Source organism: Microbacterium sp. Leaf320 (assembly GCF_001423485.1).
In the GTDB taxonomy this organism is placed as follows: Bacteria; Actinomycetota; Actinomycetes; order Actinomycetales; family Microbacteriaceae; genus Microbacterium.
This window is the reverse complement of sequence record NZ_LMOD01000003.1, coordinates 117,052-129,960: the sequence shown is the minus strand read 5'-3', so window position 1 is coordinate 129,960 and position 12,909 is coordinate 117,052. Positions and strand designations below refer to the sequence as shown.

12 protein-coding genes are annotated in these 12,909 nt (G+C 69.1%); 3 read left to right on the top strand and 9 right to left on the bottom strand.

Going from position 1 to position 12,909, the window contains the following annotated elements; translation table 11 throughout:
* Positions 1-76: 76 nt before the first annotated feature.
* The 6 genes from ASF63_RS10480 to ASF63_RS10455 form a co-directional block, all read right to left on the bottom strand.
* Positions 77-1,234, bottom strand: a complete 1,158-nt coding sequence (locus ASF63_RS10480) for a mannitol-1-phosphate 5-dehydrogenase (RefSeq protein WP_056513365.1) — start codon at positions 1,232-1,234, stop codon at positions 77-79.
* Positions 1,234-1,665: a PTS sugar transporter subunit IIA gene (locus tag ASF63_RS10475; RefSeq protein WP_056513363.1), complete on the bottom strand. Its 432-nt coding sequence runs from the start codon at positions 1,663-1,665 to the stop codon at positions 1,234-1,236. The genes ASF63_RS10480 and ASF63_RS10475 overlap by 1 nt, the downstream gene beginning before the upstream one ends.
* Before the next feature lie 67 nt (positions 1,666-1,732).
* The gene (locus ASF63_RS10470; RefSeq protein ID WP_056513361.1) at positions 1,733-3,259 is read right to left on the bottom strand and encodes a PTS mannitol transporter subunit IICB; all 1,527 of its coding nucleotides are present in this window, start codon (positions 3,257-3,259) and stop codon (positions 1,733-1,735) included.
* Positions 3,256-4,881 (bottom strand): phosphoenolpyruvate--protein phosphotransferase, encoded by a 1,626-nt coding sequence (gene ptsP / locus ASF63_RS10465; protein ID WP_056514843.1) that lies wholly within the window; start codon positions 4,879-4,881, stop codon positions 3,256-3,258. The genes ASF63_RS10470 and ptsP overlap by 4 nt, the downstream gene beginning before the upstream one ends.
* 56 nt (positions 4,882-4,937) lie before the next feature.
* On the bottom strand, positions 4,938-5,219 hold the full coding sequence (locus ASF63_RS10460) for an HPr family phosphocarrier protein (RefSeq protein ID WP_056513358.1): 282 nt from the start codon (positions 5,217-5,219) through the stop codon (positions 4,938-4,940).
* Positions 5,216-5,533: a PTS sugar transporter subunit IIB gene (locus ASF63_RS10455; protein ID WP_056513357.1), complete on the bottom strand. Its 318-nt coding sequence runs from the start codon at positions 5,531-5,533 to the stop codon at positions 5,216-5,218. The genes ASF63_RS10460 and ASF63_RS10455 overlap by 4 nt, the downstream gene beginning before the upstream one ends.
* A gap of 169 nt (positions 5,534-5,702) precedes the next feature.
* Between ASF63_RS10455 and ASF63_RS10450 the strand changes: the two genes are divergently transcribed.
* Entirely contained in the window at positions 5,703-7,625 is a 1,923-nt protein-coding gene (locus ASF63_RS10450) for a BglG family transcription antiterminator (RefSeq protein ID WP_056513355.1), read from the top strand.
* Positions 7,626-7,654: 29 nt separating this feature from the next.
* Here ASF63_RS10450 and ASF63_RS10445 read toward each other — a convergent pair whose 3' ends face one another.
* Genes ASF63_RS10445 through ASF63_RS10435 form a run of 3 tightly spaced genes read right to left on the bottom strand, consistent with a single transcriptional unit; the run spans position 7,655 to position 10,424 of the window.
* The gene (locus ASF63_RS10445; RefSeq protein ID WP_056513352.1) at positions 7,655-7,918 is read right to left on the bottom strand and encodes an HPr family phosphocarrier protein; all 264 of its coding nucleotides are present in this window, start codon (positions 7,916-7,918) and stop codon (positions 7,655-7,657) included.
* A 5-nt stretch (positions 7,919-7,923) separates the two neighbouring features.
* Entirely contained in the window at positions 7,924-9,594 is a 1,671-nt protein-coding gene (locus ASF63_RS10440; protein WP_056513348.1) for a phospho-sugar mutase, read from the bottom strand.
* Positions 9,591-10,424: a purine-nucleoside phosphorylase gene (locus tag ASF63_RS10435; RefSeq protein ID WP_056513344.1), complete on the bottom strand. Its 834-nt coding sequence runs from the start codon at positions 10,422-10,424 to the stop codon at positions 9,591-9,593. The genes ASF63_RS10440 and ASF63_RS10435 overlap by 4 nt, the downstream gene beginning before the upstream one ends.
* Before the next feature lie 48 nt (positions 10,425-10,472).
* On the opposite strand from ASF63_RS10435, the gene ASF63_RS10430 reads away from it, so the two are divergent.
* Together ASF63_RS10430 and ASF63_RS10425 are read left to right on the top strand one after the other, a co-directional pair.
* The gene (locus ASF63_RS10430; protein WP_200934011.1) at positions 10,473-11,927 is read left to right on the top strand and encodes an NAD(P)H-quinone dehydrogenase; all 1,455 of its coding nucleotides are present in this window, start codon (positions 10,473-10,475) and stop codon (positions 11,925-11,927) included.
* Between the two features lie 143 nt (positions 11,928-12,070).
* Complete coding sequence (locus tag ASF63_RS10425; protein WP_056513340.1) at positions 12,071-12,871, top strand: hypothetical protein; 801 nt, start codon at positions 12,071-12,073, stop codon at positions 12,869-12,871.
* Positions 12,872-12,909: the final 38 nt, after the last annotated feature.

Here is a 12,909-nt window from a genome sequence, read left to right as displayed (position 1 = left end):
GCACCTCGCTGTGCGCGCACCTGCGCCCTCCGCCGATCGTATCGGCAGAGGGCGCAGGTGAGGCGTGCTGCGGTGCTCAGGAGGCGTTCAGAGCCGTCTGACGCGAGATCACGGCGTCGAGCACCGCAGGGAAGAGCGGATGCTCGGGATCCAGCCCCGTCGCACGCGATGTGAAGGCGAGAGCGTCTTCGGTGCGCAGAGCCTCCAGCATCTCGACCGCCTGCTCGTCGTCGGGCGCTTCGAACTCCAGCGCGGCGGTGACGGCGCCGACCAGCGCGATGGTGGACAGCCCTCGCTCGGCGGCCATCGCCGCGGGCCCGATGAACCGCTCGTGCCGCGAGATCTTTCGCAGCGGCTGTCGCCCGACGCGCTGCACGGTGTCGACGAGCGCGGGATTGCGGAACCGCTCGAGGATCGTCGAGCGATACCGGGCGAGCTCGGCGGGGTCGAGGCCGTGTTCGGCGACGAGGACCGCGGAGGTCTCTTCGAGGGCGGCTGACACCCGAGCGGCGATGTCGGGATCCGCCAGCGCATCCGAGATGCGCTCGATTCCGGCGCGAGCGCCGAAGTACGCCGTCGCGGCGTGCCCGGTGTTCACCGTGAAGAGCTTGCGCTCGATGTAGGGCGCGAGGTTCTCGACGAAGTGTGCTCCGGGGATCTTCGGCAGTGCGCCGCCGAAGGCCTCCGACTCGATCGCCCACTCGAAGTACGGCTCGACGGTGACATCCACTCCGCCGTCTGCGGGCTGCCCCGGCACGATGCGGTCGACCGCGGTGTTCGCGAAGACCGCACGGGAGAGCAGCTCTTCCGCATCGACTCCCGCCGCCTTCTCGATCTCCGCACGGAGCGTGTCGGTCGCGCCGATCGCGTTCTCGCAGGCCATCACCTGCAGCGGGGCGGCACCGGCGGCGCGGCGGGCGAGACCCGCGACGATCGTCGGAGCAACGAAGCGCAGCACCGTCGGCCCGACGGCCGTCGTGACCACGTCGGCGGTCGCGACCTCGTCGGCGACGGCATCCGGATCGGTCTTGCTGTTCACCGCGCGGAAGCCCGTGACCACGTGGTCGGTGCCGCCAGGGCCCGCCTCGTGCACGGTGTAGGAGTCGACGGCGTTGATCGCGTCGACCAGAGCGTCGGCGACGTCGGAGAACACGACCTCGTAGCCGCCCTCGTGGAGCAGCAGTCCGACGAAGCCTCGGCCGATGTTGCCGGCGCCGAAGTGGACGGCCTTCATCAGTCGTTCACCGCCGAGAGCAGGGCGTACAGCTCGTCGGGGGTCTGTGCGGCGTTGAGCTTCGCGACGTCGTCGTCATCCGAGAACAGGATCGCGATCTGCGACAGGATCTCGAGGTGCTCGTCGCCGCGTCCGGCGATGCCGACCACGAACGTCGCGGGCTCGCCGTCCCAGTCGACGCCGCCGTCGTAGCGGACGACCGACAGCGCGGAACCGAGGATCGCGTCCTTCGCGTCGTTCGTGCCGTGCGGAATCGCCAGACCGTTGCCCATGTAGGTCGACACGGTCTCCTCGCGCTGACGCATGGCGTCGACGTAGGCGGGAGTGACGGCACCGGCCGCCACGAGGATGTCGGTGGCTTCCTGCAGGGCGGCATCCCGGGTGCTGCTGCCGGCGTGGATGCGAACCTGGTCGAGGGTGAGAACGCTCATGGTGATTCCTTCTTTCTGAGAATGTGGGGGCGGGGCGGATGCCGAAGCACCCGCCCCGCCCGGTCTGTCACGCGTCGGTGTCGCGCTGCTCGCGCACCATCTCGACGACCTCTTCGTACTTCGGAGAGTTCATGAAGTTGTCGACCGACACATGGACGGAGTTCGGCGACTGCGCCTTCGCGCGATCCGTCAGCTGCTGCTGCGTGATCACGAGGTCGGCGGTGCCGTCGAGGTTCGCGATGGCCTGGTTCGTGACGGTGACGCCCTCGACCCCTGCCTTCTTGAACTTGTTGCGCAGCACGCTCGCGCCCATGGCCGACGAGCCCATGCCGGCGTCGCAGGCGAACACGATGTTCTCGATGCGGCGGTCGGTGGCGACGCCAGCATTGGTACCAGCACTGGCAGCGAGTCCGCTCAGCGCGTCAGAGGACTTGCCCTTGTTCGCCTCGGTCTGCGCCACAGCTGCGGCGAATGCGTCTTCCTTGGCCAGGTCCTTCTTGCGGCTTGCACGAAGGATCAGCATGGAGATGATGAAGGTAACCGCTGCCGACAGGACGACGGAGAGGATGACTCCGAGATAGTCCGTTCGGAAGGTCTGCCCGAGCACCGCGATGATGCTTCCTGGTGCGGCTGGTGCGATCAGGCCGGTCTGGAAGATCATGTTGGTGGTGACGCCGGTCATGCCGCCTGCGATCAGCGCGACGATCAGGACGGGCTTCATCAGCGCGAACGGGAAGTAGACCTCGTGGATGCCTCCGAAGAACTGTATGACGGCGGCGCCCGGAGCCGATGCGCGCGCGGCACCAATGCCGAACAGGGTGAAGGCGAGGAGCAGGCCGACACCGGGGCCGGGGTTCGCTTCGAGGAGGAACAGGATCGACTTGCCGTCCTCCGCCGCCTGCTGCGTGCCCAGAGGCGTGAGAACACCGTGGTTGATCGCGTTGTTCAGGAAGAACACCTTGGCGGGCTCGATCAGGATGCTCGTCAGCGGAAGCAGGTTCGTCTCGATCAGCCAGTTCACGGCGGTCGACAGCACATTCATCAGCCCGTTGACCAGCCATGCGACCGGGTAGAAGCCGATGACGACCATGACGAAACCCCAGATACCGGCCGAGAACATGTTGACGAGCATCTCGAAGCCCGACTTGATCTTGCCTTCCCACAGCGAGTCGAGCCACTTCATCGTGTAGGCGGCCAGCGGTGCCATGATCATGGCACCGATGAACATGTGGATCTGACCCAGTTGGTTGTCGGCAGGGAGTGTGGCGTTGACCTGGGCGATAAGGTAGTCCGATCCCGCGATGGCACCCATGACGGCGATGGCTGCGACGACGCCCCCTCGGGTCTTGTAGACGATGGTGCCGCCGGTGTAGGCGATGACGATCGGCAGCAGGTAGTGGATGATCGGACCGACCAGGGTGGCGAGCTGATCGTTCGGCGTCCAGCCCACCGGGATGAAGAACGCGGTGATGATGCCCCACGCGATCAGCGCAGGGATGTTGGGCATGATCATGCCCGAGAGGAACGTGCCGAAGCGCTGCACGCCCGTTCGGAGGCCGCCTGCCTTCGTGGCGGCCGGTGACGTCGTCGTCATGATGTCGTCTCTTTCTGGTGGGGGGGAAGGGTTGCTGTGGCATCGGCCACGGCGAGGCGGGCTCCGGCGGCGTCGTCCGCCGCCAGCGCCAGTTCGGCGAGGTTGCGGGCCTCGTCGAGGGTTCGGGTGGAGAGCATCTGACGCACGTCCGCGAGCGCCGACGGAGCCATCGAGAGGCTCGTGGCGCCGAGCCCGACGAGCACGACGGCGAGCATCGGGTCTGCCGCGGCTTCGCCGCATATCCCGACGGGCTTGCCGAGACGGGCGCCTGCCGCGCCGACCTCGCGTACGAGTCGGAGCACGGCGGGGTGCCAGGGGTCCTGGAACGCGGCGACCGAGCCGAGCATCCGGTCGGCGGCCATCGTGTACTGGGTGAGATCGTTCGTGCCGATCGACGCGAAGTCCGCGTGTGCGAGGATTCGGTCGGCGAGCAGCGCGCTGGACGGAATCTCGACCATGACGCCAGCGGTCTTGAGGCCGTATTCGCGAGCGAGTGAGGTGAAGTACTGCGTCTCCTCGACGGTCGCGACCATGGGAGCCATGACCCAGAGGTCCGCCGATGTCGCCGCATCCGCCTCGGCGAGAGCGGTCAGCTGCTCGCGCAGGATGTCCTCGCTCGCGCGGAGGGCCCGGAGGCCGCGGAGTCCCAGTGCCGGATTCTCCTCGTGCGCGTCGTTGAGGAAAGCCAGCGGCTTGTCGGCCCCGGCATCCAGCATCCGCACGACGACCTTCTTGCCCGGGAAGGCTGCGAGCAACTCCCGGTACGACTCGCGCTGCTGCTCCACCGTCGGCGCCTGCGCCGATGAGAGGAACAGGAACTCGGTGCGGAACAGCCCGACGCCCTCGGCCCCGCGTTCGACGGCATCGGATGCGTCTGCAGGTTTCCCCAGATTCGCCAGCAGCGGGATCAGCGTGCCGTCGGCGAGGGCGCCGGGAGTCAGTGGTGCGTCGTCCGCGGAGCGTCGGGCGGCGGCGCGCTGTTCGGCGCGCTCCTTCTCGTCGTCGGTCGGATCCAGAGTCACGAGTCCGGCGGCCGCATCGACGATCACGGACTGACCTGTGGCGAGGGAGGATGCCGAGGCCGCGCCGACGATCGCGACGATGCCCTTCTCGCGGGCGAGGATCGCCGTGTGCGAGGTGGGTCCGCCGTCGAAGGTGATGAGGGCGAGCACCTGGTCGAGGTTCAGCAGCGCCGTGTCAGCCGGGGCGAGGTCACGCGCGACGAGGACGAAAGGATGCCCGGGGTCGGGCACACCGGGCGCATCCACGCCCCGCAGCCGTGCGAGCACCCGCTGGGCGATGTCGTCGAGATCGGCCGCGCGCTCGCCGAGGTAGCCCCCGACCGCCTCGAGCGTGGCGCGGAAGCCGGCGAAGGCGTCGTGCACGGCCCACTCGGCGGTGGCGCCGCCATCGATCCTCGCGTCGACCTCGTCCTGCAGTGTGGGGTCCTCCGCGATCATCGCCTGGGCCTCCAGCACCTCCTGGGCCGAGCCTCCGGCCGTTTCGCCTCGGGTTGTCAGCTCCTGAGCCACCGCGGCGACGGCCTCGCGCACCCTGGCGCGCTCGGCATCGATGCCCTGCGTGCTCGGTGTGTTCTCCGGAGCAGGCAGCGCTTCGGTCATCCGCACGACGACGCCCTGGGCGACGCCGAGACCGATCCCGACTCCTCGCAGTTCGCTCACGCGCCGGCATCCTGATCGTGGTCGGTCGTCAGCAGCTCGGTGAGCGTGTCGAGCACGCCTTCGGCGCTGTCGCCGTCCGCGGTGAGCGTGACGTAGTCGCCGTACTCGATCGCGAGCGCGATGACGCCGAGGATGCTGGCCGCGTTGACCGCCTTGCCGGAGTCCTTCGCGATGGTCACGGCGATGCCCGAGTCTTTGGCCGCCTGTGCGAACAGCTTCGCGGGGCGGGCGTGGAGTCCGTGGGATGAGCCGATGCGTACGGTGCGGGAGACGGTCATGATGTTCCTTTCGGGGTGTTCCTGGCGTCGGCGAGGATCGAGCGGGCGAGCGCGAGGGTGCGGGTGCCGTCGCGGTCGGCGAAGACGTCATCCGGGAGGACGACCACGGGCGCGGCGGCCGCATCGCGGATGGCGTCGAGGCGGTCGGCGAGATGAGGGCCGACGAGGACGAGGTCGTGATCGCCGCCGGTGACGGAGTGCTCCATGCCGGCTGCCGCGTCCCAGTCGAGTCCGGCGTCGGAGGCCGCTCTGCGCAGTCGCTGTGCGACGAATGTGCTCGACGCGCCGGCGCCGCACACCACAAGGATCTTCATCGATGCCCACTACCTTTCCTGAGAACAGTCTGGGAACTGGTGCGCGCGCTCGCCAACAGGTTCCTTTCCGCCCCTGCGGAACATCGGTTTCGGAGCGGGGCCACGCGCTTACTGACATCATGGGAGTCACGTCAGGACAGTGCAGTCGGCACGGAGGAGGGGGAGGATCATGTCGCGTCAGCGCCAGGACCAGCTCCTCTCGACCCTGCTCCGCCAGGGCGACTGGGCGACGGCCTCGAGCCTCGCCGATCAGCTCGGGGTCACCCCCCGCAGCATCCGCTCGTATGTGGCGGCGCTGAACGCCCGGACGGGCGGTGCGGATGCCGTCGAGTCAGGGCCCGCGGGTTACCGCGCGGGCTCAGCGGCGCGCGATGCCCTGCGAACCAGGCAGGGTGGCGAATCCGCCCCCAGAGACCGGCTGCACGGCATTGTCCGCACACTGCTCGACCTGCCGGGCGGCGTCGACGTGTTCGCGATGGCCGACGAGCTGCACGTGAGTGAGGCGACTCTCGAATCCGACCTCGCCCGGGTCCGCGGACTGCTGGACGGCACCGAGCTGACTCTGGAGCGCGACCGTGAGATCGTGCGCCTGCGCGGCAACGAGGCGGCACAGCGCCGTCTTCTCAGCCGGCTCGCGCACGACGAGATGGACGCCGCGTCCTTCCACCCCGAGACCTTCCGTCGAGCCCTCGCCGGCACTGCCGTCGTCGCAGGCTCCGTCGCTCCCTTCAAGTCCGAGCTGGTGCGCGAACTCGGCGAGCTGGGCTATTACGTCAACGAGCTCGCGATCTCGGACGTCCTCCTGCACATCGCGATCGCCGCCGAGCGGGTCGCGGCCGGTCACTCGCTCGAGGCCGGTCCTGCCGGCGCGCGCGAGGAGATACCGAGAGTCGGCGCGATCATCGCCCGCCTCGCCCAGGAGCACTTCTCCGTCGCGCTGGGCGACGGCGACAGCGGTCACCTGGCCTCCCTCGTCCTCACCCGCATCGTGGCCCCCGGGGAGGACGCTGCCGGCGATGTCGCTCGCAGCGGCGTCGCGCCTGCCGTGGAGGCCGCGGTCCGCGCAGAGATCGCCAGGGCGGCCGACGACTTCCAGGTCGACCTGGTCGACGAGACCTTCGTGCTGCGCCTCGCCCTGCACGTGCAGAACCTGCTGCGCCGCGCCGAGGAGAGCGCCCTCACCCGCAATCCGCTCACGAGGTCGCTCAAGACCTCCTATCCGATGATCTTCGAGGTGGCGGTGTCGATCGCGAGCGGTCTGCACGACCGGCTGGGCACGCCTATCCACGACGACGAGATCGCCTACATCGCGATGCACGTCGGCGGACGCCTCGAGCGCAGCCGCAAGGCCGAGTCGATCCTCACTGCGACCATCGTGTGCCCCGGTTACTACGAACTGCATGAGCTGCTCCGCTCCAGCGTCGACCGGTCCCTGGGATCCGCCATCGAGGTCACCAGCGTCGTCACGAACGTCGACCCGGAATGGGCCTCCTTCGACACCGATCTGGTGCTCAGCACGATCGAGCCGGGTGCGACCGGTGACCGGTTCGTGCGCATCCAGCCGTTCCTCACCGATGCCGACGTCGATCGCATCCAGCAGGCCGCGGCACGGGTCAGAAGAGGGCGGCGCCTGACGCGCCTTCGCGCAGAGCTCGCGCGGTACTTCGTCGCGGATGCGTTCGTCTATCCGCTCCCCGACGAGGGCGAGGAGGCGATCATCCGTCGTCTCGGCGGCCTGCTCGTGACCGCAGGGCTCATCGGCGAGGACTACGTCGAGAACACGATCCTGCGCGAACGGATGTCGTCGACGGCGTTCACAGACGCCCTCGCCGTGCCCCATGCGCTGCAGATGACGGCGTCGAGGACCGCGATCGCGATCGGCGTCGCCGACGGCTCGGCGGCCTGGGGGGAGGGCAGGGTGCAGGTGGTCGCGCTCGCCGCGTTCAGCGAGAGCGACCGAGCCGCATTCCAGACCGTCTTCGAGCAGCTCGTCGAGGTGTTCAGCGAGCGCGACAGCGTGCAGCGCATCGTTCGACGGGGCACCAGCTTCGAGGCTTTCCTCGACGAGCTCGTGGCCGTCATCGACGGCTGACCGCTCAGGTCCGGACCCGAGGGTGCAACTCAGCGCCGAGGGTCGAGCACGCCGGCCAGCGCGTCGAGCACGGCGACGGCATCTGCCGACTCCGCCGTCTCGAGCACCACGGCGTCGCCGGGCGCGAGTGCGAGATCCATCAGCGCGAGAACGCTGCTGAGGTCCACGACCGCGCCCGACGACGTGCGCAGGGTCACCGCGTGCGGGTGCGCCTGCACGACGCGCACCAGCTCGGCGACGGGGCGCGCGTGCACCCCGTTGTGCGCGCTGATGACGACATGTCTGCTCGGCATGCGACCTACGAGCGTTCTTCCAGGAGACTCCGCACGGCGGCATCGAGCTCGCGCACGATCTCGGCGGCGCGTGCGGCCGACTCGGCCTTCGCGTCGATGTAGACCTTGAGCTTGGGCTCGGTGCCGCTGGGGCGCACGATGATCCGGGATCCGTCGGTGAGGCGGTAACGCAGCACGTCGCCGGACGGCTGCCCTGGGTCCGCCTGCAGCAGATCCTCCGTCGAGGCGATGGAGTGCCCGCCGAACTGCGACGGAGGCAGCGTGCGCAGCGACAGCATCACGGTGCCGATCACCGAGAGATCGTCGACGCGCACCGACACCTGACCGCTGGCGAAGTGGCCGTAGGTGTCGCCGAGCTCAGCCAGGAGATCTGCCAGCGACTTCCCTCGCTCGTGCGCCTCGGCCGCGAGACCGAGGATCGCCACGGCTGCCGAGATGCCGTCCTTGTCGCGAACCGTCTCGGGGTTCACGAGGTAGCCGAGGGCTTCCTCGAATCCGAAGACGATACCGGGGGCGCGCGAGATCCACTTGAAGCCCGTGAGCGTCTCGTGGAAGTCGAGGCCGTGATGCGCCGCGACCGCGCCGAGACCGGGGGAGGAGACGAGCGAGCAGGCCAGGGATGCGCCGGGTGTGCCCGCAGCCGCCTTCGCGGCGCGCGCTCCGAGCAGGAGGCCCACCTCGTTGCCGGTGAGGCGACGCCAGCCGTTCTCGGACGAGGCATCGGGGATCGCGACCGCGAGGCGGTCGGCGTCCGGATCGTTCGCCAGGATGAAATCCGCCTGGACCCGCCGGGCCCGGGCGAACGAGAGATCCATCGCCCCCGGCTCCTCCGGGTTGGGGAACGACACGGTGCGGAACGTGGCGTCGGGCTTCAGCTGCTCTCCGACGACCATCGGCTGAGGGTAGCCGGCGGCGGCGACGATCTTCGACAGGGTCTCCCATCCGACGCCGTGCATCGCGGTGTAGACCCACCGGATGTCCGACGCGGATGCGGGAGCAGGTGCCACCGCGGCGGTCGCCGCGACATACGCGTCGACGACGTCCTCGTCTGCCGTCTCGTAGTCGTTCGACCGGGGGAGAGCAGCGACGTCATCCGCGTCGGCGATCCGCTGGATGTGTGCGGCGATCTCGGCATCCGCCGGTGCGACGATCTGCGAGCCCTGATCGGCGCCGCCCAGGTACACCTTGTAGCCGTTGTCGTTCGGGGGATTGTGCGAGGCCGTGACCATGACCCCGGCATCCGCCCCGAGGTGCCGTACCGCGAAGGCGAGCACCGGGGTGGGCAGAAGGCGCGGGAGCAGGATCGCGCGGAGCCCGGCACCGGCGAACAGCTCGGCGGAGTCGGTGGCGAACACCCGGGAGTTGCGGCGACCGTCGTAGCCGATGATCACGGTCGGGGTGCCGCCATGCGCCCGCTCGCGCAGGTAAGAGGCGAACCCGGCCGCCGCCTGGGCGACGAGCACGCGGTTCATGCGGTTGCTGCCCGCCCCGAGCGCGCCGCGGAGCCCTGCGGTGCCGAATGCGAGGCGCGTGCTGAAGCGATCGTCGAGATCGGCGATCGCTGTCTCGTCGCCGCTCGCTGCGCGGGTGATCACCGCGGCGAGCTCGTCGCGGGTCTCGTGGTCGGGGTCCTGCCGCATCCAGGCACGAGCCTGTGCGAGGCGCTCGTCGCTCACAGCGCCTCGACCACTCGGGCGAGCAGAGCCGAGATCACAGGCTCCGCCTCGCGACCGGCCTCGATGACCTCGGCATGGCTGAGCGGCGTCTTCTGGATGCCGGCGGCGAGGTTCGTGATGAGCGAGAAGCCGAGGATCTCCATGCCGGCTTCTCGTGCGGCGATCGCCTCGAGCGCGGTCGACATGCCGACGATGTGGCCGCCGATGTGCTTCGCCATCTGCACCTCGGCCGGGGTCTCGTAGTGCGGGCCGCGGAACTGCGTGTAGACGCCCTCGTCGAGCGAGGGGTCGACGCTGCGAGCGATGTCGCGCAGGCGCTTCGCGTAGAGATCGGTGAGGTCGATGAAGGTCGCGCCCTCGAGCGGGGAGTCGGCCGTGAGGTTGATGTGGTCGCTGATCAGCACGGGCTGTCCGGGCGTCCAGGTCTCGCGGATGCCGCCGGCACCGTTGGTGAGGACCATGATCTTTGCCCCCGTGGCCGCGGCGGTGCGGACCGAGTGCACGACACGGCGGACGCCGTGGCCCTCGTAGTAGTGGGTGCGGGCGCCGATGACGAGCACGTTCTTGCCGTCAGGGGTGCGGATGCTGCGAAGGGTCCCGACGTGGCCCTCGAGAGCGGGCTTCGAGAAGCCGGTGACCTCGGTCGCGGGGATGGTCGCGATGGTCTCGCCGATGATGTCGGCGGCCTTGCCCCAGCCGCTGCCGAGCGTGAGGGCGATGTCGTGATTCTCGACTCCGGTCAGGCGCGCGATGTCGGCGGCTGCGTCGGCTGCGACCTCGAACGGGTTCGCATTCGGGTCGTCGAGGGGGTTGCTGTGTGTTTCGGACATGGATCCACTCTAGGAAGGTGCAGGCTCCGGGGCCAGGATTGCGGAAGAATGGAGATCATGTCTTCCACCCCTTTTGAGCGCACTCAGCGCGTCGCCGTCCTCGGTGGCGGTCCCGGCGGTTACGAAGCGGCACTCGCAGCCGCTCAGCTCGGAGCCGAGGTGACCCTGGTCGAGCGCGTCGGCGTGGGTGGTGCGGCAGTGCTCACCGACGTCGTCCCCTCGAAGAGCCTGATCGCCACGGCGGACGCCGCGGTCGCGATCTCCGAGGCCTCGGATCTCGGTGTGCAGTTCTACGCCAAGGGCGAGCACGGCAAGCCGCTCAAGCCCGAGATCGCGATCAACCTCGCAGCCGTGAACAAGCGCCTCATCGCCCTCGCCGGTCAGCAGTCCGAGGACATGCGCACCACTCTGCTCGAGGCCGGTGTGCGCATCCTCTCCGGCCACGGTCGGCTCGAGGGGCCGAACGCGATCATCGTGTCCACGGGGCAGAAGGGCACCGACTTCGACCGCATCGAGGCCGACACGATCATCGTCGCGGTCGGTGCGTCGCCGCGCGAGCTGGATTCGGCGAAGCCCGACGGCAAGCGCATCCTCACCTGGACCCAGCTCTACGACATGAAGGCGCTCCCCGAGCACCTCATCGTCGTCGGCTCGGGTGTGACCGGTGCAGAGTTCGCCTCCGCCTACATGAACCTCGGCGCGAAGGTGACGCTCGTCTCCAGCCGCGACCAGGTGCTGCCTGGCGAGGACCAGGATGCCGCACGCGTGCTCGAGAAGGTCTTCAAGCGCGGCGGCATGACGGTGCTCTCCAAGGCCCGAGCCGAGAAGGTCGAGGTCACGAAGGACGGCGTGACGGCGACGCTCTCCGACGGTCGCACGGTCGACGGCAGCCACTGCCTCATGGCCGTCGGCTCGATCCCCAACACCGCGGGCATCGGCCTCGAGGATGCAGGAGTCGAGCTCGACGAGACCGGGCACGTCCGCGTCAACCGCGTGGCTCGCACGTCGGTGCCGAACGTCTACGCCGTCGGCGATTGCACGAACTTCTTCCCGCTGGCATCCGTCGCATCGATGCAGGGCCGCACTGCCGTGTTCCACGCACTGGGCGACATCGTGATCCCGCTCGAGCTGATCAAGATCACCTCGAACATCTTCACGGCTCCCGAGATCGCGACGGTCGGCTACTCCGAGAAGGATGTCGAAGACGGCGTCGCGGACGGACTGGTCTTCAAGCTGCCGCTGGCTGCGAACCCGCGCGCCAAGATGATGGGCATCAAGGACGGCTTCGTGAAGCTGATCGCACGCAAGGGCTCGGGCACGGTCATCGGCGGCGTGATCGTCGCACCGAAGGCCTCCGAGCTGATCTATCCGATCGCCGTCGCCGTCGAGCGGCGTCTGACGGTCGACCAGGTCTCGCGTGTGTTCGCGGCGTACCCCTCGCTGTCGAGCAGCATCACCGATGCGAGCCGCGCGATGCACCTCGTCAACGCGAACATCTCCTAGGTGCCGGTGGCCGTGCTGTCTGCCGATCCCGTGCTGCCGTTCGACTTCGCGGGGGAGGCGCTGTGACGGATTCGTTCGCGTCGCCACGGTTGCCGGGATGGCCGGCGAAGTGGGCTGAACGTCGACCCCGACGCAATACCGGCATGCTCTGGCTCGGCGTAGTCCTCTTCGCGGCCGCGGCCGCCATGATCGGATTCTCGGGCGGCGCCGCCGGCCCGCTGTGGTCGGGTGCGTTCGTCGCGCTGTTCGGTCTCACGGCCCTCGCCGTCGCTGCCCGCAGACCTTTCGTCGAAGGGCGCGCGCGTCTGGTCGACGCGGCGACGCTGACGCGCGGGCGGATAGGAAGCCCAGATGCGCGCGTGCACTTCGTGCCGGAGCGGCGGCCGGGCGTCGTCACCCTGGCGCTGTGCGTTGCATGGGCCATCGTGCTCACTGCCGCGACGATCGTGGCGGTCGGAATCGGGCTGACCGGCCGACCCGAGGCCTTCCTCGGAGTAGCGGTGCTCGCGGCGACCGCCGCGCTGTTCGTCTACACGGCCGTGCGCGCAGCCATCACGCAATACCGCTCCGATTCTTTCGGCCGTCGGCCGATGGGACTGGGCATCGGCCACGACGGGGTGCTGCTGATGCGTGTCACCGAGACCCTGTACGTGCCGTGGAGCGCGATCCGCAGCGTGGAGCCGGACATGACCGAGCCACGACGCGGCATGGACGAGCTCCCGCTCATCAGACTCCGCGTGGATCCGAGTCGCGTGACCGCATCCGACGGGATGCGTGTTCCCGCCACGGTCACCGTGGCCCCGGCGATGCTGAAGACGCATCCGCAGGTCGTCTGGTCCGCGCTGCGGGGGTTGCACGATTCGCCGGCGGCACGCGCTGCTCTCGGCACACCGACAGGGCAGCGGATGTTCGACGAGTGGTGCGCTTCTGCCGCGGCGGACTGATGGAATGACGAAGGCCCCGCCTCGAGGCGGGGCCTTCG